At 71.7% G+C, this 25,689-nt stretch carries 19 protein-coding genes; 12 read left to right on the top strand and 7 right to left on the bottom strand.

All coding sequences use genetic code 11. The features are described 5' to 3' along the window. Positions 1–79: 79 nt before the first annotated feature. Both ACQEVI_RS10715 and ACQEVI_RS10710 read left to right on the top strand, forming a co-directional pair. Positions 80–2,959 carry an MMPL family transporter gene (locus ACQEVI_RS10715; RefSeq protein ID WP_432898026.1) on the top strand — a complete coding sequence of 960 codons (2,880 nt, stop codon included), beginning with the start codon at positions 80–82 and terminating at the stop codon, positions 2,957–2,959. Next, positions 2,956–5,265: a hypothetical protein gene (locus ACQEVI_RS10710; protein WP_432898023.1), complete on the top strand. Its 2,310-nt coding sequence runs from the start codon at positions 2,956–2,958 to the stop codon at positions 5,263–5,265. The genes ACQEVI_RS10715 and ACQEVI_RS10710 overlap by 4 nt, the downstream gene beginning before the upstream one ends. Positions 5,266–5,363: 98 nt before the next feature. On the opposite strand, the gene ACQEVI_RS10705 is transcribed toward ACQEVI_RS10710, so the two are convergent. The 3 genes from ACQEVI_RS10705 to purB all read right to left on the bottom strand — a co-directional run bounded on the left by ACQEVI_RS10705 (position 5,364) and on the right by purB (position 8,710). Further along, complete coding sequence (locus ACQEVI_RS10705) at positions 5,364–5,738, bottom strand: hypothetical protein (RefSeq protein ID WP_432898020.1); 375 nt, start codon at positions 5,736–5,738, stop codon at positions 5,364–5,366. Between the two features lie 76 nt (positions 5,739–5,814). Continuing rightward, positions 5,815–7,185, bottom strand: a complete 1,371-nt coding sequence (locus ACQEVI_RS10700) for a M20 family metallopeptidase (protein WP_432898017.1) — start codon at positions 7,183–7,185, stop codon at positions 5,815–5,817. Positions 7,186–7,213: 28 nt separating this feature from the next. Then, complete coding sequence (gene purB, locus ACQEVI_RS10695; protein WP_432898014.1) at positions 7,214–8,710, bottom strand: adenylosuccinate lyase; 1,497 nt, start codon at positions 8,708–8,710, stop codon at positions 7,214–7,216. A gap of 221 nt (positions 8,711–8,931) precedes the next feature. Between purB and ACQEVI_RS10690 the strand changes: the two genes are divergently transcribed. Both ACQEVI_RS10690 and ACQEVI_RS10685 read left to right on the top strand, forming a co-directional pair. After that, positions 8,932–9,189, top strand: a complete 258-nt coding sequence (locus ACQEVI_RS10690; protein ID WP_432898011.1) for a hypothetical protein — start codon at positions 8,932–8,934, stop codon at positions 9,187–9,189. Beyond that, positions 9,186–10,766, top strand: coding sequence for a hypothetical protein (locus ACQEVI_RS10685; protein WP_432898008.1), 1,581 nt, complete (start codon positions 9,186–9,188; stop codon positions 10,764–10,766). Before ACQEVI_RS10690 ends, ACQEVI_RS10685 begins: the two co-directional genes overlap by 4 nt. Here ACQEVI_RS10685 and ACQEVI_RS10680 read toward each other — a convergent pair. Further along, positions 10,756–11,163, bottom strand: coding sequence for a phage holin family protein (locus ACQEVI_RS10680; protein WP_432898005.1), 408 nt, complete (start codon positions 11,161–11,163; stop codon positions 10,756–10,758). The two genes, ACQEVI_RS10685 and ACQEVI_RS10680, sit on opposite strands and share 11 nt — an antisense overlap. Positions 11,164–11,177: 14 nt before the next feature. Here ACQEVI_RS10680 and hisC point away from each other — a divergent pair, with 14 nt between their 5' ends. From hisC to ACQEVI_RS10660, 4 genes are all read left to right on the top strand, one after another. Continuing rightward, a complete protein-coding gene (hisC, locus tag ACQEVI_RS10675) occupies positions 11,178–12,266 on the top strand; it encodes a histidinol-phosphate transaminase (RefSeq protein ID WP_432898002.1) in 1,089 nt (362 codons plus the stop codon). Between the two features lie 351 nt (positions 12,267–12,617). Beyond that, positions 12,618–13,787 carry a pyruvate dehydrogenase (acetyl-transferring) E1 component subunit alpha gene (gene pdhA, locus ACQEVI_RS10670; protein ID WP_432897999.1) on the top strand — a complete coding sequence of 390 codons (1,170 nt, stop codon included), beginning with the start codon at positions 12,618–12,620 and terminating at the stop codon, positions 13,785–13,787. A gap of 5 nt (positions 13,788–13,792) precedes the next feature. Next, positions 13,793–14,824, top strand: coding sequence for an alpha-ketoacid dehydrogenase subunit beta (locus ACQEVI_RS10665; protein WP_432905896.1), 1,032 nt, complete (start codon positions 13,793–13,795; stop codon positions 14,822–14,824). Positions 14,825–14,888: 64 nt separating this feature from the next. Continuing rightward, complete coding sequence (locus ACQEVI_RS10660; RefSeq protein ID WP_432897996.1) at positions 14,889–16,355, top strand: dihydrolipoamide acetyltransferase family protein; 1,467 nt, start codon at positions 14,889–14,891, stop codon at positions 16,353–16,355. Between the two features lie 188 nt (positions 16,356–16,543). Here the strand turns inward: ACQEVI_RS10660 and ACQEVI_RS10655 are convergent, their stop codons facing one another. Next, a complete protein-coding gene (locus tag ACQEVI_RS10655) occupies positions 16,544–16,927 on the bottom strand; it encodes a WhiB family transcriptional regulator (RefSeq protein ID WP_432897993.1) in 384 nt (127 codons plus the stop codon). Positions 16,928–16,993: 66 nt separating this feature from the next. On the opposite strand from ACQEVI_RS10655, the gene ACQEVI_RS10650 reads away from it, so the two are divergent. Further along, positions 16,994–19,042 carry a cytochrome c oxidase assembly protein gene (locus ACQEVI_RS10650; RefSeq protein WP_432897991.1) on the top strand — a complete coding sequence of 683 codons (2,049 nt, stop codon included), beginning with the start codon at positions 16,994–16,996 and terminating at the stop codon, positions 19,040–19,042. A 65-nt stretch (positions 19,043–19,107) separates the two neighbouring features. Beyond that, positions 19,108–21,294 carry a prolyl oligopeptidase family serine peptidase gene (locus tag ACQEVI_RS10645; protein WP_432897988.1) on the top strand — a complete coding sequence of 729 codons (2,187 nt, stop codon included), beginning with the start codon at positions 19,108–19,110 and terminating at the stop codon, positions 21,292–21,294. Between the two features lie 70 nt (positions 21,295–21,364). Here the strand turns inward: ACQEVI_RS10645 and ACQEVI_RS10640 are convergent, their stop codons facing one another. Together ACQEVI_RS10640 and ACQEVI_RS10635 are read right to left on the bottom strand one after the other, a co-directional pair. Then, the gene (locus tag ACQEVI_RS10640; RefSeq protein ID WP_432897985.1) at positions 21,365–21,709 is read right to left on the bottom strand and encodes a hypothetical protein; all 345 of its coding nucleotides are present in this window, start codon (positions 21,707–21,709) and stop codon (positions 21,365–21,367) included. Between the two features lie 230 nt (positions 21,710–21,939). Further along, complete coding sequence (locus tag ACQEVI_RS10635) at positions 21,940–23,025, bottom strand: hypothetical protein (RefSeq protein WP_432897983.1); 1,086 nt, start codon at positions 23,023–23,025, stop codon at positions 21,940–21,942. A 260-nt stretch (positions 23,026–23,285) separates the two neighbouring features. Here ACQEVI_RS10635 and ACQEVI_RS10630 point away from each other — a divergent pair, with 260 nt between their 5' ends. Both ACQEVI_RS10630 and ACQEVI_RS10625 read left to right on the top strand, forming a co-directional pair. Beyond that, the gene (locus ACQEVI_RS10630; protein ID WP_432897980.1) at positions 23,286–23,501 is read left to right on the top strand and encodes a hypothetical protein; all 216 of its coding nucleotides are present in this window, start codon (positions 23,286–23,288) and stop codon (positions 23,499–23,501) included. Positions 23,502–23,511: 10 nt separating this feature from the next. After that, positions 23,512–25,458 carry an NHL domain-containing thioredoxin family protein gene (locus ACQEVI_RS10625; protein ID WP_432897977.1) on the top strand — a complete coding sequence of 649 codons (1,947 nt, stop codon included), beginning with the start codon at positions 23,512–23,514 and terminating at the stop codon, positions 25,456–25,458. Positions 25,459–25,689 lie beyond the last annotated feature (231 nt).

Below are 25,689 nucleotides of genomic sequence, written 5' to 3'. Positions count from 1 at the left end.
TATTGGATGCACTCATGTATCGGATACAGTGGTGCATCGATTGCCCTCCTCGTCCCCCTTGCCACGCCCAGGAGCCTGTGTGTCCTCCGTTCTCTATTCACTCGGCCGCTGGGCCGTCCGTGCCCGCCGGCTCGTCGTAGCCGGATGTCTCGTGGTGCTCGTCCTCGTGGGCGGTGCGGCCGGCTTGCTGCAACAAGGTCTCAGCAACGAGGTAACCATCCCCGGCACCGAGTCCCAGGCGGCACTCGACCGCCTGGAAGCAACATTCCCGCAGGTCAGTGGCGCGTCTGCGCAGGTGATAGTGGTCGCGCCCGAGGGTGCGTCGATCCAGGACGAGTCCATGCGCTCGGCCATCACCGACGGCGTAGAGGCCATCGGCGACGTCTCCCAGGTCGCCGCGGTCACCTCGCCCTTCGACGAGCTGATGCCGGCTTCGGTGTCCGACGACGAGCGTGCGACGCTCCTCACGATCCAGCTCGACGGCGACCAGGGGTCCATCACCGACGCGACCAAGGACGCGCTGGGCGAAGAGGCGGACGCGCTGGCGCAGGCATTGCCTGACGGTGCGGAGGCGCACCTGGGCGGCCAGCTCTTCTCGTCGGAGCTCCCCGAGATGACGCTCACCGAGGGCATCGGCCTGCTGGTCGCGCTCGTGGTGCTGGTCCTGACTCTCGGCTCACTTGTGGCTGCGGGCCTGCCGCTGCTGAACGCGCTGCTCAGCGTCGGTGCGTCGATGGGGCTCCTGTTCGCGGCGACCGCGCTCGGCCCGATCAACTCGACCACCCCGCTGCTGGCGGTGATGCTCGGCCTGGCGGTCGGTATCGACTACGCCTTGTTCATCGTGTCCCGGCACCGAGAACAGCTCGGCAAGGGGCTCGCGGTCGACGAGTCGATCGCGCGGGCGACCGGGACGGCCGGTTCCGCGGTCGTCTTCGCGGGCCTCACCGTGATGATCGCGCTGGTGGGCCTCGGTGTGGCGGGTATCCCGTTCCTCACCACCATGGGCGTGGCGGCCGCGGTGACCGTGGGCATCACCGTACTGGTGTCGCTCACGCTGCTGCCGGCGCTGCTCGGGTTCGCCGGGGAGCGACTGCGGCCCAAGCCGTCGCGGCGCGCCCGGCGGGCTGCTGCCAAGACCGCCGAGGCGGCCAGGGCCGCTGCCGACGCCGAGGCGACCCGACCGCGGGCGCTCCAGCCCGCGGACGAGCCGGCCGCCGCCATGGTGCTGCCCGAGCAGAAGCCGAACCGGTTCTTCACCGGCTGGGTCCGGGCCGTGACCAAGATTCCGGCGCTGACGGTCGCTCTGGTCATCGTCGCCATGGGGGCGCTGAGCTACCCCGCCCTGGACCTCCGCCTCGCGCTCCCGGACGCGGGCGTGATGGCTGAGGACGAACCGGCACGCGTCACGTACGACCTGGTCTCGGAACACTTCGGTGACGGCTTCAACGGCCCGCTGATCGTGACCGGATCGATCGTGACCAGCACCGACCCGCTCGCGCTCATGAACGAGATCGGGGACGAGATCGAGGGCATGCCAGGTGTCGCGGACGTGCCGCTCTCGACCCCGAACGAGACGGCCGACACCGGCATCATCCAGGTGGTCCCCGAGGGCGGCCCGACGTCCGCCCAGACGGAGGACCTGGTCCGCGAGATCCGCGCGCAGCACGACCACTTCCTCGACGAGTACGGCGTGGACCTCTCCGTCACCGGTTTCACGGCCGTCGGCATCGACGTCTCGGACCAGCTCGGCGACGCGCTGCTGCCGTTCGCCTTCGTCGTGGTGGGTCTGTCGCTGATCCTGCTGACCATGGTGTTCCGCTCGATCGCGGTACCGATCAAGGCGACGGTGGGCTACCTGTTCTCGGTCGGCGCGGCCTTCGGTGTGGTCTCGCTCGTGTTCGAGCACGGCGTCCTCGCGGAGGCGCTCAACGTGTCCCGCACCGGTCCGGTCATCAGCTTCATGCCGATCGTGCTCATGGGCATCCTGTTCGGGCTCGCCATGGACTACCAGGTCTTCCTCGTGTCCCGCATGCGCGAGGACTATGTGCACGGCGGCAGCGCCAAGCACGCGATCACCACCGGGTTCCAGGGTTCGGCCAAGGTCGTCACGGCCGCGGCGGTCATCATGATCGCGGTCTTCGTGGCGTTCGTGCCGCACGGCGACATGAACATGAAGCCGATTGCACTCGGCCTCGCCGTCGGTGTGGCCGTGGACGCATTCGTCGTCCGCATGATCTTTGTCCCGGCCGTGCTCGCGCTGCTGGGGGAGAAGGCCTGGTACATGCCGAAGTGGCTCGACCGGGTGCTGCCGTCGTTCGACGTCGAGGGTGAGGGCCTGGCCCGCGAGCTCTCGCTCGCGGACTGGCCCGAGCCGGGCGCCACCGACGCGGTGGCCACCGGAGACCTCGAGGTCAGCGGCCGGTCGGGCCTGGTCGTCGGCCCGGTGAGCGTCCGGGTGCCCGACGGCGGCACGCTGCTCGTCCGCGGTGACGCCACCGCGCCGGTCAGCGCCTTCCTGCTCGCGGTGTCCGGCCGGCTCCGCGTGACGGGGGGCGTGGCGAAGACCGCCGGGCTGGTCCTGCCCGAGCGGGCGTCGTCGGTACGGCACAACGTGGCGGTCATCGATGCGGCCGCCGAGGGCGGACACCCCGCCGAGGCGGTCCGCCAGGCCCTGCGGGACAAGCCCCGCGTGCTCGTCGTGGACGCCACCGAGACGGTCGGTGACCTGACGGCGCGAGCCGAGCTGGCGCAGGCGGTGGCCGGCGCGCAGCGCGCGGGCGTCGCGGTGCTGCTCGGTTCGACGGGATCAGCGGCGACCGACCTCGCGCCGTCCGGCACCCCGGTGCTGGACGTCAGCGCGGGTGCGCGCGCCGATTCCCTCATTACAGAACGTGACCAGCCACGTGACCAGCCACGTGACCAGCCGACCAACGTGACAGAGCAGGAGGTGCGGGCATGAGCACCGCAACGAGATGGCTGCGGCCCGAGCCGTTCCGCAACCCGTGGCGCGCAGTTGCCGTAGCGCTTCTACCGCTGATGATCCTGGGGCTGCTGATCTCCGCCCTGTGGAACCCGCAGGACCGGCTGGACACCGTCAAGGCAGCGATCGTGAACCTCGACGAGCCGGTGAAGGTGAACGGTCAGACCGTTCCGCTCGGCCGTCAGCTCGCCGCAGGTCTGGTGAGCGGCGGTGAGACAGCGGACGCCCCGGCCGGCGAGGCGGCAGCGATCCCCGCGTCCGACGCGAGCTACGACTGGGAGATCAGTGACGAGGCAAGCGCGGCCGATGGTCTCGCCGACGGCACGTACGCCGCCGTCGTGACCATCCCGGAGGGCTTCTCCGCCGCTGCGACGTCGTTCGGCGGCGACGACCCGACGGAGGCACGCCAGGCCACCATCGACGTCGCGACCCCGGCCAACGGCCGCGTGCTCGACGACGCCCTCGCGCAGATAGTGGCGCAGACCGCCACCGGCGTGCTCGGCAGCACCCTCACCGAGACCTACGTGGACAACGTCCTCGTCGGCTTCTCCACACTCTCGGAGGAACTGGGCAAGGCCGCCGACGGCGCCGACCAGCTCGCTGACGGTGCGAACGACGCGGGCAAGGGCGCGGAGAAGCTGGCCGACGGCGCACATCAGACCTCAGCGGGCGTGGCCGGGGTCGGCGACGGCGTGAACAGCTTGGCCGGCGGTGTCGGGCAGTGGGCCACGGGTGCGAACCAGTGGGCCGCGGGTGCGGACCAGGTCTCCGCCGGTGTGGCGGGACTGGCTTCCGGCGCCAACGGTCTTGCGGACGGTGCCAACCAGGTGGCGGACGGTGTGGGGCAGAGCGCTGAGGGAGCGGACAAGCTGGCCAGCGGTGCGGGGCAGCTTTCTGTCGGTGCCTCCGACCTTGCGGAGGGTGCCTCAGTTCTCGCGGACGGGTCCGGCAAGCTAGCCGTGGGCGCGAAGGGCGCCGCGGACGGTGCGCAGGTCCTAGCCGGTCACGCGGCCGACGCATCAGCGGGAGCCGTGGCCCTGGTCACCAAGACGGCGGAAGTCTGCGCGGATCCGCTTCTCGCGGTCCAGGTCTCGGACCTGTGTGCCGTTCTTGCCAAGTACCCAGACCTTCCTGTCGACGCAGGCACCGTCGAGTACGGCCTCGCCGCGATGTCGGACAAGAAGAGCTCGGAGAGCCTGTACGCCCTCGCCGCCGGAGCCTCTGAGGCTTCAAAGGGCGCCAAGCAGCTCTCCGGTGGAATCGACCAGCTCGCTGGTGGTGTAAAGGGTCTGTCGTCAGGCAGTCAGCAGCTTGCCGACGGCCTCGGTCAGCTGGAGTCCGGCTCGACACAGGTCGCGTCCGGCGCGACCCAGCTGGCCGGCGGTTCGTCGCAGCTCGCCTCCGGTGCCTCCGGCTTGGCCAGCGGCGCGCGTGAGCTCTCCGGCGGAGCCGGCGGCATCGCGTCCGGTGCGACGGAGCTCGCCAACGGTGTCGGTGAGCTGGAGACCGGCACCAGTCAGCTCGCGACGGGCGTCGATGGCCTGGCCGACGGCGTCGGCGAGCTGGCCGGCGGAGCGAAGGACCTGTCGAACGGTCTGGGGCAGGCCACCGAGGAGATCCCGTCCTACACGGAGCATGAGCGCAAGTCGCTCGCCTCCGTAGTGGCCGACCCGGTCGCCACCGACGGCGAGGTCACCGACCTCGACACCGGTGCGACGGGCCCCATGTTCGCGGTCCTGGCGCTCTGGCTCGGCGCGCTCGCGCTGATGACCGTGTTCTCGCCGGTCCCGCTGCACGCCCGTGGGTCGACTCGCGGTGCGCTGCGGCTCACGCTCGAGACGTTCGCCGTCCCTGCGGCGGTCGGTCTGGCTACCGGCCTCGCGGCGGGCGCCGTCCTGGCTGGGATCGAGGATCTCGACGCCGGCGGATGGGCGGCGACCATGGGCGTCGGCGCACTGGTCTCGATCGCCTTCGTCGCGGTCAACCAGGCGCTCGCAGCGGCGCTCGGACACGTCGGCCGGGGGATCAGCCTGCTGATCGCGGTGCTCGTCATCGCGACGGGCGTCGTGTCGACGGTGCCGGCGGTGCTCGAAGGCCTGGCAGCGTTCCTGCCGGTCGGTCCCGCGATCGTCGGACTGGGCCGCCTCATCGAACCCGGCACGGGAAGCGTCGGCTTGGCGACCGCCTCGGTGGTCCTGTGGGGCATCGCCGGCCTGGCCGTCACGACCATGATGGTGGCGCGACAGCGCACGGTCCGGGTCGCGGAACTGCTCCGAACGGCCTGACCCCGGTCACGAGGCCCGAGTAGAACCCTGGCGAACTAGGGCGAGGTAGAACCGTAGATGCTGCGGTTCTACCTCGCCCCAGTACTTCGCCACGAGTTCTACCTCGCCGGGGCTCGGTGGAGACGTTCCGCCGTGTCCGGCCACGGGACATGCACCCGCTTCGTGGGCGACAGCGCCTTGGACAGGAACGCGTCGCGCAGCACTATCCCTTCGGGCGAGAGCTCGATGACCGTGAGCTCAGGACCCTCGCCGTCGAGCAACCAGTACTCCGCCAGCTCGCCCAGACCGCGTTCGAGCACGAGCTCCTCGGCCGCGTGATAGTCCTGCGCCTCGCCGACAGCATGACCGAGGCGGTTGCGCGGGATCACGTCGGCGTAGTCGGCGGTGAGCGGTTCGAGGTAGCCAACGGTCTCGCCGTCCTCCCGCGTGACGGCGAGCCAGGTGTCGATGGGCGCGATCTCCGGCGTCGTCATGGCCCGACCATAGGGTCGGCCGCTGCCCGAGGCCTCCTGTTTTTCGACCCGTACCGACCGCAGCCCGGTCCGACGGTCAGTCGAAGTACGCGGGCACGTCTACGGCGCCGCCCTCCTCGGCGAACTCCGCGTGCACCGCCGCTCGCAGCCCGGCGTCGGACAGGTAGTCCAGGGCCGTCGACGCGAGCCCAGCCGCGCTGTCGACCGCGGCGGACACCGCCGCCGGGGTTGCTGCCGCAGCGGCGAACTCTGCGGTGTGCAGCGCGACGTCCGGGGTCGAGACCTGCACCAGAGGGTGGATCCCGGGTACGCGGAAGGAGACGTTGCCGAAGTCGGTCGACGCCGCGAGCGTCTCCGAGAGCACGCCCGCAGGTAACGGGTCACGCCCACGGCGGCGCTGAGCCGTGACCCAGCGGTCGGTGAGCCGCTGGTTGGTGCGCACGGGGAGGCTCGGGTGTGCGCCGTCGTCCCAGGTGATCTCGACATCTGTGCCCGTCATGCGCGCGGCGCCGTGTGCGATGTCGTCCAGGCGGCGCGACAGGTCGCGCAAGGTGTCCGCGTACTTGGACCGCGCGTACAGGTGCACGACTGCCCGCTCCGTGATGATGCTCGGCCGGGTGCCACCCTCCGCGATCGTCGCGTGCACCCGGTCCACGGGCGGCATCTGCTGCCGCAGCAGGCCGATGCCCTGGTAGGCCAGGCTCGCGGCGTCCAACGCGTTGCGGCCCATGTACGGCTGGGCGGAGGCGTGCGCGGGCCGCCCGGTGAAGGTCCAGGTCAGCAGCCGGCGACCGAGCCAGACCTGGTTGGCGACGTCGAGCCCGTACGGGTGCACCATGATCGCGGCATCGATTCCGTCGAGGGCTCCGTTGCGCGCCAGGACCTCCTTGCCGGTGTGTCCCTCCTCGGCAGGTGTGCCGAGGAGCACCACCCGTCCGGCGGGCGCGTCGACCGAGGTCATGACCTCGTGCAGGGCGAGGAACGCGCCGACACCGGACGCCGCGATGACGTTGTGGCCGCAGGCGTGACCGATGCCGGGCAGCGCGTCGTACTCCGCGCAGATCGCGATGGTCGGCCCAGCGGGATCGCCGATCTCCGCCCGGAACGCCGTCGGCACCCCGTGGGCGCCCAGCTCTGCCTCGACGCCGTACCGAGCCAGCACCTCGATCAGCGTCGCCGCGCTGCGGTGCTCCTCGAAAGCGGTCTCGGGGTGCTCGTGCAGCCGCCGCACGATCTCGGCGAGCTCCGGCTCCAGCCGCTCGGCCGCGCGCTCGACGGCGGCCACCAGGGTGGCCGGCGCGCCGCCGTCGGGCAGCTCAGCATCCTGCCCGCTCGCGAGGCCGAGGCCGCCCGCGGGTGTCACGCCGGCCAGTGCCCCCCGTCGTCCGGCGGTCTCGGCCACCAGGTGGTCCAGGTAGGCGGTGCTGGGCGGGGTGGAACGGCTCATACGGCCATCGTATGGAAGGCGCCCGTGCTCAGCCGAGGTAGACCTTCACCAGCTGCTCGGCCAGCCCCGTGTACGTGGCGGGGGTCAGCGCGGCGAGGCGGGCGGCGACGTCGTCCGGCAGGCCGAGGCCTGCCACGAACTCGCGCATGCGCGCGCCGTCCACGCGCTGGCCGCGGGTGAGGTCCTTGAGGCGCTCGTACGGGTTCTCCATGCCGGGCACCCCCGCGACCGACGCCGCGCGCATCGCGGACTGGACGGGCTCGCCCAGCACCTCCCAGTTCGCGTCGAGATCCTCGCGCAGCAGGCTCTCGTTCACGGCGAGCCGGTCCAGACCGCGCGAGACGTTGTCGATCGCGAGCAGACTGTGCCCGAACGCCGGGCCGATGTTCCGCTGGGTCGTCGAGTCCGTGAGGTCGCGCTGCAGACGGCTCGTCACGAGCGTCGCCGAGAGCGTGTCCAGGAGCGAGCACGAGATCTCGAGGTTGGCCTCGGCGTTCTCGAACCGGATCGGGTTCACCTTGTGCGGCATCGTGGACGAGCCGGTGGCGCCCTCGACCGGGATCTGCGTGAAGAACCCGAGCGAGATGTAGGTCCACACATCGGTCGCGAGGTTGTGCAGGATCCGGTTGAAGCGCGCGATGTCGGCGTAGACCTCCGCCTGCCAGTCGTGCGACTCGATCTGCGTGGTCAGCGGGTTCCAGTCCAGCCCGAGACCTTCGACGAACGCCTTCGACACGGCGGGCCAGTCGGTGGTCGGGACGGCGACGGTGTGGGCGCCGTAGGTGCCCGTGGCACCGTTCAGCTTGCCCAGGAACTCGGCCCCCTCGACGCGCCGGAGCTGACGCCGCAGGCGGTGCGCCAGGACGGCGAGCTCCTTGCCCAGGGTGGACGGCGTCGCCGGCTGGCCGTGCGTGCGGCTGAGCAGCGGCGCGGCGGCGTGCTCGCGCGCCATGCCGGCGAGCTGGTCGACGACGGCGGTCGCGGCCGGGAGCCAGGCGTCGCGGACCGCGCCGCGCACCATCAGCGCGTACGAGAGGTTGTTGATGTCCTCGCTCGTGCAGGCGAAGTGCACCAGCTCGCTCGCCGCGGGGAGGCTCGTCGTACCCAGGGCCTCGGGCGCCGCGGCGATGCGGCGCTTGATGAAGTACTCGACGGCCTTGACGTCGTGCACGGTCTCGCGCTCGATATCGGCCAGCTCGGCGATCTCGTCCGCACCGAACGTCGCGGGGATCGCTCGGAGGTAGTCGATCTCCTGCGCCGACAGGGTCGGTGCGCCGGGGACCACGGGCGCCGCGATGCCGGCCGCGCCGTTGCACAGCGTGATGAGCCACTCCACCTCGACGTGGATGCGCTCGCGATTCAGCGCGGCCTCGCTCAGATGGTCGACGAGCGGGGCGACGGCCTTGCGATACCGGCCGTCGAGCGGTCCGAGCGCGATGGCCGGGCTCACCTCCGCGAGGGTCACGCGGGTGGCGGGGCTGGTCGGGCTGGCGGCGGGCGCGGTCGTCTCAGGCACGTTCTCCATTGTCCCACGGGAGATCCGCAGGGGACCCGCGCAGACCCGCACGACGGCACCGCACCGCTGCGAGCCCGACCACACCCGACCGGTTCGGCGGCCTGTGCACAGGCGGTCGTCCCCGGCCGACGACGGGGCCCGGCCCGCGCATAGCGTCGTCGTCACGGATGAGAAACCAGACGGGGAGCACGAGGGATGCGTAGGGCAGAGCGAGCAACGAGGAAGAGTCGATGACCGGCGCGTGCGGACCGCTCGTACCCGGATCAGGGGATCCGACGGCGGCGTTCGCGGCCGCTGTGGAGCTGCTGGCCCGGGGGACCGACCAGCTGCTGGCCGCTGCCGCGGAGGTTGACTGGGAGGCGCCCGCGGCGGAGCTGTACCGGGCAGACGTGGCCGAGGCGGCGCTCACCGTCGCACGCGACGTCTCACAGCTGAAGGAGGCGATGAGTCGGGTCGCCGTCCTGCGTGCCGCGGGCGGGCCGGGATGACGACACCCCTGACGGCGCCGCCGGACGGCCCGCGCCTCGCGCCCGACACCGTCACGGTGTTCGGGGGCGCGGGTGTCACAGCGGTCGAGTCCGACTCGGTGCGCGCGGCAGCAGCCCGGGTGGCTGCTGCCGCCGAGGACCTCCGGTCGGCCGCGAGACTGTGCCTTGCCGCGAGCGCGGACATCGTGCTGCCCGGAGTCACCGGAGCAACGATGTCCCGGGGCCCCGGCGCCGGGATCGGCCGACCCGTCGCCGCGCTCGCCCCCGTGGTCCGCGCGCTGGAGGAGGCCGTGCACGACGTGGCACGAAGCCTCGTCCAGCACGCCGACCTGTGCGACCTGCTGGGCTGGCGGCTGCTGCGCGCGGCGGGCCTCTACGAGGAGGCGGAGTCGACGGCGGAGCGAGTGGTCGGTGCCCTCGTGACCGCGGGGGCCTTCGGTACGGGGGCCGCACTCGGCAGCCAGGGCGGGTTCGGGCTGGCAGGAGCAGGCATCCTGGCCGCGGGCGACCTGGCGGGCCGTACGGGCGGGGGACTGATCACCGGCGGCGTGCCCTGGGCGCTCAGCGGATGGCTCGGCTCCTGGCTCGGTCCGGCCGCCGTGCGCGACCTGGCCCCGTACTCGGACGAGGTGTTCGCGGGCCTGGGCAGCGGTGTCGGGCGGGCGCAGCCGGGGCTCGCCAACGGCAACACCGGCATAGCCGGAGGGGCACGTGTGCTCGCGCACGTGTCCCGGGAGCTCCCGCTGCTGGGAAACGACGACCAGGGGGTCCGGGTCACGCGGATCACCGCGGAGGACTTCGCGGACGGCTCGCCCCCGGCCTGGTCGGACACCGGCGCCGGGTCCGTGCAGGAGGCAGTGGCCAGGATCGACAGCCTGTACCCGGCAACGGGCGGGGCGCCGCCGGGCACCGTCGCTGTCCAGAAGGTCACCGCGCCCGACGGCGGGGTCTCGTGGACCGTGCTGATCCCCGGCACCCAGTCGGCGCTGCCCGCGGAACATCCGTGGGACGGCCGGACCGACGTCGAGCTCGTCGCCGACCAGGCGGACGGCGCCACCGCCGCGGTCGAGCGTGCGCTCGCCGACTCCGGCGTCGGACCCGACGAGCCGGTGACCCTCGTCGGACACAGCCTCGGCGGGATCGCCGCGGCGGCGCTGGTGTCGCGGGCGGGTTTCGCGGAGCGCTACCGGGTCGGTGGGCTCGTCACCGCCGGGTCACCGACAGGCCTGCTGACCACGCCGCCGGGTATCCCGGCACTGCACCTCGAGACCCCGGAAGAGGTCGTCTCGCACGCCGACGGCCGGTCCGCCTCGGAGAACCCCCGCACCAGGGACCGGGTGACGGTGGTCCGCTCGCTCCGGGACTCCGCCGACGCGGACGACCGTGCGGCGTCGGGCGACGTGGCGCGAGCCCACTCGGTCAGCACGCACGTCCGCACGCTCGACCTGGCCATCGGCCTCGGCGACCCCAGGGTGACCGAGGTGGCGGACCGGATCGGTCCGCGACTGGACGGGACGACGGTGAGCACCGCCTTCTACCGCGCGGAACGGGTCAGTCAGCGATCTCTCAGTCCGTGACCTTGTTGGGCAGGACCGCCAGGAGAACCGTCTGCACCACCGAGATCACGAGCGCCGCGAGCACGAACCACCAGAAGCCGCCGGTCACCTCGAGACCCCAGTTGGGCTGGTCCGAGAACCACGACTGGTTGGTGATGAGCGTCGTGATCCACAGCATGAACGCGTTGATCAAGAGCGACACCAGGCCGAGCGTGAGGATGTAGAGCGGCAGCGAGATGAGCTGGACTATCGGCTTCACGATCATGTGCACCAGGCCGTAGATCACCGCGACGATCACCGTGGCGAGGATCGTGCCCAGTGTGGTGCCGTCGCTGACGATGTCCATGTGGGAGCCGAGGATCAGGGCTGACAGCCCGATCGCAAGTGCGGTGATGAGGATGCGCGCCACGAGCTTCATCTGGCCATCGTGGCATGCTGACCCCCGTGGAAGAAGCATTCGTACCGCTCCGCCCGGCCGTGTCGGCACTCCCCGCCTACGTTCCCGGCGCGCGCGTCGGCGCGGGCGCACCGGCGTGGAAGCTCTCGTCCAACGAGAACCCGTACGCACCGCTGCCGTCGGTCCAGGCCGCCATCACACGTGCCGCGGCCGAGGTGAACCGGTATCCCGACATGTACGCCGAGGAGCTCGTCGGGGCGCTCGCGGCACACAGCGGCGTGGCCGTCGAGAACGTCGTGGTCGGCAACGGGTCCGTCGCGCTGCTGTCGCACATCCTGAGCGCCGTCGTCGATCACGGGGACGAGATCGTGTTCCCGTGGCGCTCGTTCGAGGCCTATCCGATCGCTGCCGCGGTGTCCGGCGGCAAGGCCGTGACCGTGCCGCTCGAGGAGGGCACGGGCCGGCTGGACCTGCCCGCGATGGCGGCCGCGATCACGCCGCGCACCCGCGTGGTGTTCGTCTGCTCGCCCAACAACCCGACCGGCCCCGCGGTGCACGCGGACGAGCTGGAGACGTTCCTGGCGGCGGTACCGAAGAACGTGCTGGTCGTGCTGGACGAGGCGTACCTCGAGTTCGTGCGTGACCCCGAGGCGCCCGTCGGCCTCGACGTGTACACGCGCCACCCGAACGTGGTGCTGCTGCGCACCCTGTCCAAGGCGCACGGCCTGGCGGGGCTCCGCGTCGGCTACGCGATCGCCGAGCCGCGTCTCGCCGCCGGGATCCGTGCGGTGTCCACGCCGTTCGGCGTCTCGCACGTCGCGCAGGCCGCGGCGCTGGCCTCGCTGGAGCCGGAGGCGCAGGGCCGGCTGATGGAGCACGTCGAGACGCTGGTCGGCGAGCGCGCTCGCGTCGTGGAGAGCCTCCGTGATCAGGGCTGGGTGCTGCCGGAGACGCACGCGAACTTCGTGTGGTTCGACCTGGGCGAGCCGACCATGCAGCGTGCTGCGGAGGCGAAGGAGGCGGGCGTCCTCGTGCGTCCCTTCGCCGGCCACGGGATCCGGGTGAGCATCGGCGACCCCGAGGCGAACGACGCCTTCCTGGCCGTCGCGTCGAGCTGGCGCTGATCGTCCGGGCGAGCACCTCGGGCGCATCGGCCCTGCGGAACCGGCCCGCACCGCACCGCCCCGGCCGACGTCGCCGAGACCGAGGCGCCTCTCGGCGAACGCCGAAGCCCGTGCGTCGAGACTCCGTCGCGCGGCTTGGTGGAATCCGACAAACGCTCCGCCGCAGGATTGGCCCACATCACGGCAGACCAACCTACGGTTCCGTAGCCTACGCTTGCGTAGGCTACGAGAGCGTAGGTTGCGGATCGGCTAAATTTCCGGCCGGACCCGTGCCAGGATGGAAAGGTCCCCGGGACGGGCCGGGCGTCTCCGCAACAGCGGGCGCTCGCGTCCGCAGTTGAAGGAGGAAGCGTGACTACGACCAACGGCTCCAACGAGGCGATCCCGACGTTGCAGCTACTCGATCCCCAAGGGAACCGCGTCACGACGCGCGGGTCCAAGGGGTATCGCGACCGCGCTGCGGCCCTGACCACGGAAGACCTTCGTGGCATGTACCGCGACATGGTCCTGACTCGCCGGTTCGACGACGAGGCGACCTCGCTCCAGCGACAGGGTGAGCTGGCCCTGTTCGCGCCCGCTCGTGGCCAGGAGGCCGCGCAGGTCGGCAGTGCCTACGCGCTGCGGCCGCAGGACTACGTGTTCCCGTCCTACCGGGAGCACGGTGTGCTGCACGTCCGCGGCCTGGACCCTGTCGACCGGCTGCGGTTCTTCCGCGGTTCGGACCACGGTGGCTGGAACCCGACCGAGCACAACACGAGCGTCTACACGATCGTGATCGGCGCGCACACGCTGCACGCCACCGGCTACGCCATGGGCGTCCAGCGGGACGACACCCCGCTCGACAAGCAGGACGGCACCGCCGTGATCACCTACTTCGGCGACGGCGCCACCTCGCAGGGGGACGTCAACGAGGCGATGGTCTACGCGGCGGTGAACGACGCGCCGGTGGTGTTCTTCCTGCAGAACAACCAGTGGGCCATCTCCGAGCCGACCACCCGGCAGACCAAGACCCCGCTGTACAAGCGGGGCGAGGCGTTCGGTCTGCCCAGCCTGCGGGTCGACGGCAACGACGTGCTCGCCGTGTACGCCGCCACCCAGGAAGCGCTCGAGCGCGCCCGGACGGGCCAGGGCCCGAGCTTCATCGAGGCGTTCACGTACCGCATGGGCGCCCACACGACGTCGGACGACCCCACCCGCTACCGCACCTCCGAGCAGGAGGAGCTGTGGCGGGGCCGCGACCCGATCGACCGGCTGGGCGCGCTGCTGCGTGCCGAGGGCGCGCTCGACGACGACTTCGAGGCCGAGATCAAGGCACAGGGCGACGAGCTGGGCGCAGAGCTGCGCGACGGCGTCCGCGCCCTCGACGGCGGTCCGGCCGTCTCGAGCATGTTCGACGACGTGTACGCCACACCCCACGGCACGGTCGCCGCCGAACGTGCCTGGTACGAGGCCTACGACGCCGGCGACCCGCCGGCCCCGCAGTACGCGATCGCGGACTCAGCGCAGGGAGGCGCACGATGACAACCATGGCGGAACGCACGCACACCACATCCGGCGCCCCCGAACCGGCGTCGGGCATCCAGACGCTCTCGTTCGGCAAGGCGATCAACGAGGGCCTGCGCGCCGCGATGCGCCGCGACGACAAGGTCATGCTCATGGGCGAGGACATCGGCCCGCTGGGCGGCGTCTTCCGCGTGACCGACGGTCTGCAGGCGGAGTTCGGCGAGCAGCGCGTCGTGGACACGCCGCTGGCGGAGTCCGGCATCGTCGGCACCGCCATCGGCCTGGCCATGCGCGGTTACCGGCCGGTCTGCGAGATCCAGTTCGACGGGTTCGTCTTCCCGGCGTTCAACCAGATCACCACGCAGCTCTCGAAGATCCACAACCGGACGCGCGGCGCGGTGCAGATGCCCGTCGTCATCCGCATCCCGTACGGCGGCGGCATCGGCGGCGTCGAGCACCACGGCGAGAGCCCGGAGTCGCTGTTCGCGCACACCGCGGGCCTGCGCGTGGTCTCGCCGAGCACCCCGCAGGACGCGTACACGATGATCCAGGAGGCCATCGCCTCCCCGGACCCGGTGCTGTACTTCGAGCCCAAGAGCCGGTACTGGGGCAAGGGCGCGGTCGACCTGGACGCACCCGTCGGCACGGAGACGCTGAACTCGGCACACGTCGTCCGCCAGGGCACCGACGTCACGTTCGTCGCCTACGGCCCGTCCGTCGCGACGGCGCTCAAGGCTGCAGACGCGCTCGCCGAGGAGGGCCGCTCCGCCGAGGTGCTCGACCTGCGCGCCATCTCCCCGCTCGACACGGCGGCGATCGTGGCGAGCGTGCGTAGGACCGGACGCTGCGTGGTGATCCACGAGGCGCCCGTGTTCTTCGGAGCGGGCGCCGAGATCGCGGCCCGGGTCACCGAGGAGTGCTTCTACGCTCTCGAGGCGCCCGTGCTCCGCGTGGGCGGCTTCCACACCCCGTACCCGGTGGCGAAGCACGAGCACGAGTACCTGCCGAGCGTGGACCGTGTGCTCGACGCCGTCGACCGCGCCTTCGCGCACTGACCGGTGAGCGAGAGATGAAGCAGCCACGGATTTGCTGTTTGGATGAGCCGAGAGTGAGCCCAGAGTGAGCTTGAAGACCCAGAGGTTCCCGCTCCCCGACGTCGGTGAGGGCCTCACCGAGGCCGAGATCGTCGAGTGGCAGGTCGCCGTCGGCGACACCGTCGAGGTGAACCAGACGATCGTGGAGATCGAGACGGCGAAGTCGCTCGTCGACCTGCCGTCGCCGTGGACGGGGACGGTGTCCGCCCTGCTCGTCGAGGCGGGCACCACCGTCGACGTCGGCACCCCGATCATCGAGATCACCGTGCCGGACACCGGAGGCTCTGTCGGTTCGGCCCCGTCCGGTGCGGCGGCCGGCTCCGACGGCACCCCCGCAGCCGGGGGCGCCCAGGACGAGAGCTCCGGATCGGTGCTCGTCGGCTACGGCACGGTGGAGGCCAAGGCCAGCGGACGTCGTCGCCGGCACCAGGCGGGCGCGCCCGCCCCGGCACCGGTCGCGCCGGCACCCGTAGCGGTGGCCGAACCTGTCGAGACCCGCGCACCCGCACCAGCGGCAGCCCCCGTGGCAGCCGCTCCGGTGCGGGCGGCGGCCCCGGCGTCGGACACCGGGACCACCACCGCCGCGAGGGCGCGGGTGCTGGCGAAGCCGCCGGTCCGCAAGCTCGCCAAGGACCTGGGGGTGGACCTGGCGGGCGTGCACGCGTCGGGTCCGGGCGGCATCGTGACGCGTGAGGACGTGGTCGCCCACGCCGAGCGCTCGTCGGTGCGGACCCTCACCCACTACCCGGACGACGAGCCGTGGCTCGCCTCCGGCGTGGTCTCACCGGACGGGCGTCAGACGCGTGTCCCGGTGCGGTCGGTGCGCAAGCGCACCGCAGAGGCGATGGTCGCCAGCGCCTTCACGGCACCGCACGTGACGGTGCTGCACTCCATCGACGTCACCAAGACCATGAAGCTCGTCGCGAACCTCAGGGAGGACCGTGACTTCGCGGACGTCAAGGTGACGCCGCTGCTCGTCGCGGCCAAGGCGATCCTGCTCGCCGTGAAGCGGCACCCGCAGATCAACGCCTCCTGGGACGACGCCGCACAGGAGATCGTCTACAAGCACTACGTGAACCTGGGCATCGCCGCGGCGACACCCCGTGGGCTCGTGGTGCCGAACATCAAGGACGCGCACACGCTCGACCTGCTCGGTCTCGCGAAGGCGCTCGCCGGGCTGACGGCGACCGCACGGGCCGGACGCACCTCGGTCACGGACATGTCCGACGGCACCATCACGATCACCAACCTGGGTGTCTTCGGTATCGACACGGGCACGCCGATCCTCAACCCGGGGGAGGCGGGCATCCTCGCCTTCGGCGCGATCCGCAAACAGCCCTGGGTGCACAAGGGCAAGGTGAAGCCGCGGTGGGTCACGCAGCTGAGCTTCAGCTTCGACCACCGGCTGGCCGACGGCGAGCTGGGCGCGCGGTTCATCAAGGACGTCGCCCGCGTGCTCGAGGAGCCCGCACACGGCCTCGTCTGGGGCTGAGAAGAGCTGAGAACGAGTCAGACCCCCAGGCGGGTGACCTGGGGGTCTGACTCGTAGTACGACCGGGGCAGTGCGCTCGTCCGGATCCGTCTGGGAGATCCTCGGTGCGGAGAGCGCACTGCCTCGGTTTCTCACGGCGAATGGACTCGATCGCCGTGCCTCAGGGAAAGTCTCTGGTCACGTGGCGGTCACGCCACGCGCATCCCTCCGATCGACCGGGGCCGGCCACGACGGCGCTTGCGGCTGCGCACGGTGCCGTCGACGACGATCTCGCCGCCCCAGACACCCCACGGTTCGCGGCGTGCGAGCGCGCCCGCGAGGCACTGCGCCTTCAGCGGGCAGACTGCGCACGCGCGCTTCGCCTCCTCGAGGTCCGCGGGATGTTCCGCGAACCAGAGCTCGGGCTGTTCCGAGCACGGCACGGAGGCGTCGGTCACGGTGATGATGTTCGCGAGGTCCACACTGGTCACAACGCAGAAGAGGGCTAAAGGGTTGGGTTTGGTGCACAAATCCGCCAGATTCTTCTTGAGCTTCGTCTGAACTCGGTCGAAATGCCTGGTTTCCGGGGTCATGACGTGGTCAACCGGACGCCCACGGACGGTCGGAACTGCTACGGACCGCGCCGTAGGCTGGTCTGCGTGACGCCGACCGACGCCCGGAACAGGACCAGCAGACCTGCTCGGACGAGCACAGCGAGCGGCCCGACGAGCCCCTCGTGGCTCGTCACCGCCCTGCCCGCGGCTGGCCTCGTGGCGCTCGCTGTGCTCTTCGCTGCGGGCACGTTCTCGGGCGCCTTCACCGCGTTCGCGAACTTCACCGACCCGGGCGCCTTCGTGCGCTGGGGCGCTCCGGTCGCGACGGTGATCACCGAGCTGGCCGTGGCGCTGACCGTCGGGGCCCTCGCGCTGGCGGCCTTCGTGCTGCCGCGCGGGCCGCTGGCCGACCGGGCCCTCGGCGTCGCCGGCGTCGCGGCCGGGGTCTGGACGCTCGCGGCGCTGGTGCAGCTGGTGCTGCGGTTCTCGTGGTCCTGGTACCTGCCGCTGGACGCGGAGGGGTTCGGCCCCGCGCTGATCGAGTACGTGACGACCATCCCCGTGGGCCGCACGTACCTGGGGATAGTCATCGTCGCCGCGCTGACGGCGGCCGTCGCCCTGCTGGTCCGCGGGCCCGTGGGCGCGCTGGGCACCATCGCGCTGCCGCTGCTCGCCCTCGGCATGCAGTCCTCGACGGGCCACGCCGCCGGGGCCGCCAGCCACGACGTCGCCATCTCGGCCCTGTTCCTCCACCTCGGGGGTGCTGCCCTCTGGATCGGCGGGCTCGCGGCCATCGCCTTCGTCGGCCTCCGGCATGCCGCGACTGCCGACGTGATCCGGCGCTACTCGGAGATCGCGTTCTGGTGCTTTGCGGCCGTGGCGGTCTCCGGCGTCGTCAGCGCCTGGGTCCGGATCGGTTCGCTCGACGGGCTGAGCACCGACTACGGGATCCTGCTCGTGGTCAAGGCCGCACTCCTGGTCGTCCTCGGCAGCCTCGGCTACCTGCACCGCACCACGGTGATCAACCGGCTCTCCGCCGCGACCACCACCAGGAACGCGGCGATCGGCCTGTTCTGGCGGCTCGCCGCCGTGGAGATCGGGGTGATGGGTGCAGTGTCCGGTGTGGCGGTCGCCCTCGGCTCCACCGCACCGCCCGTGCCCGACGACGAGATCGCCGACCCGACCCCCGCCGAGCTCGTCACCGGCCACCCGCTGCCGCCCGAGCCCACCGTGCTGCGCTGGTTCACCGAGTTCCAGTGGGACGTCATCGTCGCGTTCGCGTGTGCGGCCGCCGTCCTCGTGTACGTGCGCTGGACGCTGCGGCTGCGGCGCCGTGGGGACGCCTGGCCGGTCGGCCGCACCATCTCCTGGTGCCTCGGCATCCTGGTCCTGTTCTGGGCCACCAACGGCGGCGCGGCCGCCTACGGCCACGTCCTGTTCAGCGCGCACATGGTCCAGCACATGGTCCTCGCGATGGTGGTGCCGCTGTTCCTCGTGCTGGCCGCGCCGGTCACCCTGCTCGCCCGGGCGGTCCCGGCACGCAAGGACGGCTCCCGCGGGCCGCGCGAATGGGTGCTGGTGCTCGTGCACTCGACATTCGGCCGGCTCATGGCGAACCCGGTGGTCGCAGCGGTCCTGTTCGCGGGCGGGATGATCGTCTTCTACTTCACGCCCCTGTTCGAGCTCGCGCTCACGACCTACGCGGGCCACCTGTGGATGATCGCCCACTTCACGCTCGTCGGGTACCTCTTCGCGAACGCCCTGGTCGGCGTCGACCCGGGGCCGTCGCGTCCCGGGTACCCCCTGCGCCTCGTGCTCCTGTTCGCCACCATGGCGTTCCACGCCTTCTTCGGAGTCACGCTCACGTCCGGTACCGCCCTGCTCGTGCCCGACTGGTTCGGGCTCATGGGCCGCCCCTGGGGGCCGAGCGCGATCGAGGACCAGCAGAAGGGCGGCGCCGTCGCCTGGGGTATCGGTGAGCTGCCGACCCTGCTGCTCGCGGTAGGCGTAGCGATCTCCTGGGCCCGGTCCGACGCGCGGGAGGCCAAGCGGAACGACCGCAAGGCGGAACGGGACGGCGACGCCGAGCTGGAGGCGTACAACGAGATGCTGGCGCAGAAGGCCCAACAGGCAACCAGGCAGGTAGATCCCTGACCGGCCCGGGTCGTGGGCGCAAAAATCGCACCCACGACCAGAGGTGTGCGTGGTAGACGTGTCCGGTGAGCGAATCTCCGCAGACCCCGTTCCACGACCTCGACCACTACGTAGCGATCCCGCGCCTCGCCGGCCTCACGGCCAGCCCGGACGGCACCCGCGTCGTCGCAGCAGTCCAGACGCTGGACGCCGAGCGCACCGGCTACCGCACGGCCCTCTGGGAGCTCGACCCGGCGGGTGAGGCGCCGGCCCGGCGGCTCACCCGTTCCACGAAGGGTGAGTCGTCCGCCGTCTTCACCCGCTCGGGCGACCTCCTCTTCACCTCGGCCAGGCCCGACCCGGACGGCACCCCGGCCGGCTCGGCCACCGAACCGACGTCGGCCCTCTGGCTCCTGCCCGCCCACGGCGGCGAGGCCCGCGTCATCGCGACCCCGCCCGGCGGCGCCTCGGGGGCGCTCGCCGCCCGCGAGGCCGACACGGTGAGCATCGCCACGAGCCTCCTGCCCTCCGCGAAGGGCCTGACCCAGGACGCCGACCTCCGCAAGGCCCGCAAGGACCAGAAGGTTTCCGCGATCCTGCACACGGGCTATCCCGTGCGGTTCTGGGACCACGACCTCGGACCCGACCAGGTGCGGCGCTTCGCCGGCGACCTCGCGACGCTCACGGACGAGCCGGCGTCTCCGCTGCCCGACGCCCCCGGGAGCACCGGTGCCGAGGGCGAGACCGCTGAGGAGGAGAACCCGTCGTCGGGCAAGCACCTCGACCTGCGTGACGTCACGGGCCCCGGCCGCCACCTCGAGGAGCACTCCGCGGACCTGTCCGCCGACGGCAGCACGCTCGTCACCACCTGGAGCGTGCCCGACGCCGGCGCCGCGACCCGCAGCACCCTCGTCGTCGTCGACACGGTGACCGGCGACCGCAGGGTGCTCGTCGACGACCCGGACGCCGATGCCGGCGGCCCGAGCATCTCGCCCGACGGCGCCTGGGTCGCCTATGTGACCGAGTCCATCTCGTCCCCTGCCGAGGCCCCCGTGGTCCGCCTGGCCCTGGTGCCCACCGACGGCTCCGCCGAGCCGGTGGTCCTCGCCGACGACTGGGACCGCTGGCCCGGCCGGCCCACCTGGCTCCCGGACAGCAGCGGCCTCCTGGTCCAGGCCGACGACGACGGCCGCGGGCCGGTCTTCGTCCTCACGTTCTCGGGGGCGCTCCCGGGCAGCGGCGTCACCGTCGAGAAGCTGACCGCCGACGACGCGGTCTTCTCCGACCTCTCGGTCACGTCCGACGGCGCCACGCTCTTCGCGTTGCGCGCCTCCTACGAGGCCCCGGCCGAGCCCGTGCGGGTCGACCTGGCGGCCTTCCTCGCCTCGGGCGCACCGGGGGAGCGGACGCCGGTCGCCGCCACGCTGCTGCGCTCGCCGGTGGCGGCTCCCGCACTGCCGGGCCGCCTCACCGAGATCGAGACCACCGCGGAGGACGGTTCCAGGGTGCGCGCCTGGCTGGCACTCCCTGCCGACGCCGGACCCGAGGCCAAGGCCCCGCTCCTGCTCTGGATCCACGGCGGCCCGCTGGGCTCCTGGAACGCCTGGAGCTGGCGCTGGAACCCGTGGCTGATGGTCGCCCAGGGGTACGCGGTGCTGCTGCCCGACCCCGCGCTGTCCACCGGGTACGGCCAGGAGTTCATCCAGCGCGGGTGGGGCGCCTGGGGCCAGGCACCCTTCACGGACCTCATGGCCATCACCGACGCCGCCGAGGCGCTGCCGGAGATCGACGAGACGCGTACGGCCGCCATGGGCGGCTCGTTCGGCGGTTACATGGCCAACTGGGTGGCCGGGCACACCGACCGCTTCAAGGCGGTGGTGACGCACGCCAGCCTGTGGGCGCTGGACCAGTTCGGCCCCACCACGGACGCCGGCTACTACTGGGCGCGCGAGATGACGCCGGAGATGGCGCTGGAGAACAGCCCGCACCTGGCAGTGGGGGAGATCCGCACCCCGATGCTGGTCATCCACGGCGACAAGGACTATCGCGTCCCGATCGGCGAGGGCCTGCGCCTGTGGTTCGAGCTGCTGACGAAGTCGGGTCTGCCCGCCTCCGACGACGGCGAGACCGAGCACCGCTTCCTGTACTTCCCGGACGAGAACCACTGGGTGCTCACGCCGCAGAACGCCAAGGTCTGGTACCAGGTCGTCTCGGCATTCCTGGCTGAGCGGCTCCTGGACGAGACGCCGAACCTCCCGACCACCCTGGGCTGACCCGAGCACAGGCATTGCCGAGGTAGAGCGTGCGTCCGGACAGACGCTCTACCTCGGCAATGCCTGTGATTCAGCCCGCCCGGACCGCGCCGACGACGCGCACGCGTACGGCGACGTCGTCGATCTCCTCCGGGACCTGGTCCACGAGGCGAGGGTCCGTCACGTTGACCTGAAGGACCCAGCTTCCGCCGGACCCGGTCACCTGCTCGACCGAGACCTCCTCGGCCAGCACCTCGACCGATGATCTACCGGACGTGCCGGACTGCGCGTGCTTCTGTGCGGGGTACTCACGCGGGGGCTTCCCGAGGGACGTCGTGAACTCAGGGGCGACGCCGACTCCGATCACACCGTCGAGCCCGGTCACCTTTTGCCGTAATGCGGCTTTTGCGGACCGAGCCTCGTCGAGTGTTGCCATCCCGATCACCTCCTGGTCATCCATTGTGTCCCCCGTGTCTACCCCCTCGCTCGTCGCTCCCCGCCGGTCGGGCCACCCTTCAGGAGGTCCGCAGCGCCTTCGCAGGTCAGCGGGTTTGTGCCGCTCGACGCGCCGCACGGACACGCCCGCGCCCCCGGCCGGCGGGACCGACACGCCCGGCACGGGAAACGCTGGTGCGCAGACCGAACGCCGTCGAACGGGTGCCTGGCTCAGGCGAACGGGCCAGGTGGCTCCCTGGCCAGCTCGACCCCAAGGATCTCGAGCACCTGGTCGATCGGGTTGGCATAGGTGAGCCCCTTGCCACTGGGGCCGCCGGACTCCGACCCGGCGAACAGGAGACCGAGCGCCACGCCATCCTCTCGGTACACGAGGGCACCCGAGTCGCCGCCACGCGAGAACGGCTGGTCGTCGAGGCTCTCGATCTCGATCTGGTCGTCGAAGCTGAGCGCGCCGAGATCCTCGTAGCCCACGATGACGTCGTCCAGCTCGATGGCGGTGACCCGCCCGCGCGTGACCGACGTCGTGCGGCCCACCTTGCCGACGATCTCGCCGCCGAGGGCACGCGCGGTCTTGACCACGCGTCCCACGGGGTAGTCGAAGTCGACAGGGACCCGGTCGAGACGCGCGATGGCGGCGTCCGTGTAGGCGGGCTCCAGCGCATCCAGGTCCACCACCTGCGTCAGCTCGCCGATCCGGTCGCCCGGCGGCAGCCCGCCGTCCGCGGGCCCGGGCTGCAGGACGACGTCGCCGGGCCTGGCCTCGGGGGATCCGGCCAGCACGTGGTAGTTCGAGAGCGCGTAGAGCTGACCGTCCCCGGCGTCGCCCCCGGCACGGTCGCCGCCGCCGGGGACCGCGCGCGTCACGAACGCGCCGAGCGTTCCGGCCGTCACGCCCACGTGGCCGATGGAGATGCCGGGCCGCAGCGGACGGCGCCGGTCCGTGTCGCCGTCGGCCTGCGACGTGGGCGCGGGCGGGCGCGGACCCAGCTCGCTCACGGGCCGGATGCGCCCGGTCCGCCGGACGTCGGCCTCGGGACCGATCTCGGCCGAGACCTTGCGCACTATCGAGCGGGCCCGGGGAATCCCCAGGCGGTAGCGGACGGCGATCCCGAAGCCGCCCCCCGCCTGGGGCACGAGCCCGAGCGCGAGGGTGGGAGCGCGTACGACGTCGGCAGCCTCCGACTCCGTCTGCGCGCCCAGGGACCTCGGTGTTGCCACTGCTCCATGCTTCTCGGCGAGCTCTCGGGCGAAGGCTGCGAGCTGCTCCTTCATCTTCCTGGCCTGGTCGCGGTCCATGCCCTGATCCTCTCCTCACCCACCAACACACATGGTCCCCACAGGGGCGACACGCCGATATGCCCCAGAAAGTCATCCGATAGGCGGATATCGCCCCGCCAGGTTTGCGCGGTACGTTCCTCTGCTACCACCCAACCATGACCGGGTGAAAGCCAGGAAGACCTGAGATGTCACAAAACATCCTCGGGAAACCTCTTGATCCGTTGGCGGTGCCCGCTCTGGACGCCGGTAGACAGGGAACGGCGAGAATGATCGGGACGATGGACGAGACGCGGAGCGTGCGGATCACCCGCACCGACGTGCGACAGGCCCTCATGTGGGCCCTCGAGCGGGACCGCGCTGCCCTGCTCGCGCACCGGGCGGCAGTGCACTCCAGCAAGAGTGATCTGACGCGCCGGCGCGCCGACAAGGCACTCGTCGAGCAGTGGCGCGCCCGCAGGCCGGACAACGGGCAGGACGCCTCTCCCCGAGAGTGACAATGGGCTCGTGCGTACAGGAGTCCAGAACCTTCCCCGGGTCCGCGCGTCCGAGCTCGTCGGGCGCGGCTGGCTGAACACCGGCGGCAAAGAGCTGTCACTGGCAGACTTTCGAGGCCGTGTCCTGATCCTCGACTTCTGGACCTTCTGCTGTATCAACTGCCTGCACGTCCTCGACGAGCTGCGCGAGGTCGAGGAGCAGCACCGCGACGAGCTCGTCATCGTGGGCGTCCACTCGCCCAAGTTCGAGCACGAGGCGGACCCCGAGGCGCTCGCGGCCGCCGTCGAGCGGTACGAGGTGCGGCACCCGGTCCTGGACGATCCGGAGCTGGTCACCTGGGGCGCGTACACCGCTCGCGCCTGGCCCACGCTCGTGGTCATCGACCCCGAGGGGTACATCGTCGCGCAGATGGCGGGCGAGGGGCACGGCTCCGCGATAGCCGCCCTCGTGACCGAGCTGATCGCCGAGCACTCGGCCAAGGGCACGCTGCACCGCGGCGCGGGTCCGTACGTGCCGCCCGCTCCGGCGTCGGGCACGCTGCGGTTCCCCGCGAAGGCTCTCGCTCTGCCGAACGCGAATCTCCTGGTCGCGGACGCCGGGCACCACTCGCTGGCCGAGCTGGCGCCGGACGGCGAGACGCTCGTGCGGCGCATCGGCTCGGGCGAGCGCGGTCTGGTCGCCGGCGGGCCGGGCGAGGCGCGGTTCTCGGAGCCGAACGGGCTGTGCCTGGTGCCGGACGACCTGACGGCGAGCCTCGGCTACGACGTCGTGGTCGCCGACACGGTCAACCACGTGCTGCGCGGCGTGCGCCTGTCCGACGGCGCCGTCCGCACCGTCGCGGGCACTGGTCGGCAGTTCATGGTCGGCGGTCAGGAGAACGTGCTGCGCTCCGGTCCGGCCATGCCGTTCGACGCCGGCGAGGACTACCCCGCGCGCGCCGTGAACCTCTCCTCGCCGTGGGACGTCGAGTGGTCGCCCGAGCTCGGGGCCTTCGTCGTAGCCATGGCCGGCAACCACACGCTCTGGGCTTTCGACCCCGTCGCGCGTGAGGGGCACGGGAGCGTGTGCCTGCTCGCCGGGACCATGAACGAAGGGCTCGAGGACGGGCCGGGCGCCGGCGCCTGGTTCGCGCAGCCGTCCGGCCTTGCGCGCGCCGCGGACGGGTCCGTCTGGCTCGCGGACGCGGAGACGTCGGCGCTGCGCCGGATCACCCCCGGAAACGACGGCGGCGCGGAGATCCGCACCGCCGTCGGCCGGGGCCTGTTCGACTTCGGGCACCGCGACGGCGCTGCCGACCAGGCGCTGCTGCAGCATCCGCTCGGTGTGGCCACGCTGCCCGACGGCTCCGTCGTCGTCGCCGACACGTACAACGGCGCGGTGCGCCGCTACGACCCGGCCGCGGGCGAGGTGACAACGCTCGCGACCGACCTGGCCGAGCCGTCGGACGTGCTCGTCGAGGTGGTGGACGGCGCGGTGCACCTGGTCGTCGTCGAGTCGGCGGCCCACCGGCTCACGCGGATCGCGCTCCCGGCGAGCCTGGCGGGCGAGGTGCTCGACGGCGGTGCGCACCGGATGGCCCGGCCCGCGACCGACGTCGGCGCCGGACCGCTCCGGCTCGACGTGCCGTTCGTGCCCGCGCCGGGGCAGAAGCTCGACGACCGGTGGGGCCCGTCGACGTCGCTCCAGGTCAGTGCCACCCCGCCCGAGCTGCTGCTGTCCGGGGCCGGAAACGGCACCGACCTGTTCCGCGACCTGGTGATCAACCCGGAGGTGGCCGAGGGCATCCTGCACGTGACGGCCAAGGCGGCGTCGTGCGACGAGGTGCCCCTCCTGCCGAACGGCGAGCCCGATCCGGACGTGTTCCCTGCCTGCCACCTGGCACAGCAGGACTGGGGCGTCCCGGTCCGCGTGGTGCCGGACGGCGATGCCGGGCTCACGCTCCCGCTCCGCGGCTGACCTGTCAGAAACCCGCGCACGTGTCAGACCCTCACGTCACCCCGGTGACTTGAGGGTCTGACACGTGCGGGGAGGTCTGACAACTGCGGGTGGGGAACGCAGATCGAGAACTTGTCGGCCGCATCGGGAGACCCTCGCGACGCGGTTCCAGGGCTTCGAGTGCGACCACACGAGCCGGTAAGGAGGTTCTGTGCACAGGCTGCCGAGGGCGCCCGACGGCGGCGACGACCG

Origin of the sequence: Promicromonospora sp. CA-289599 (assembly GCF_050936155.1) — a bacterium.
Taxonomy (GTDB): Bacteria; Actinomycetota; Actinomycetes; order Actinomycetales; family Cellulomonadaceae; genus Promicromonospora.
This window is presented reverse-complemented; position numbering and strand designations above follow the sequence as displayed.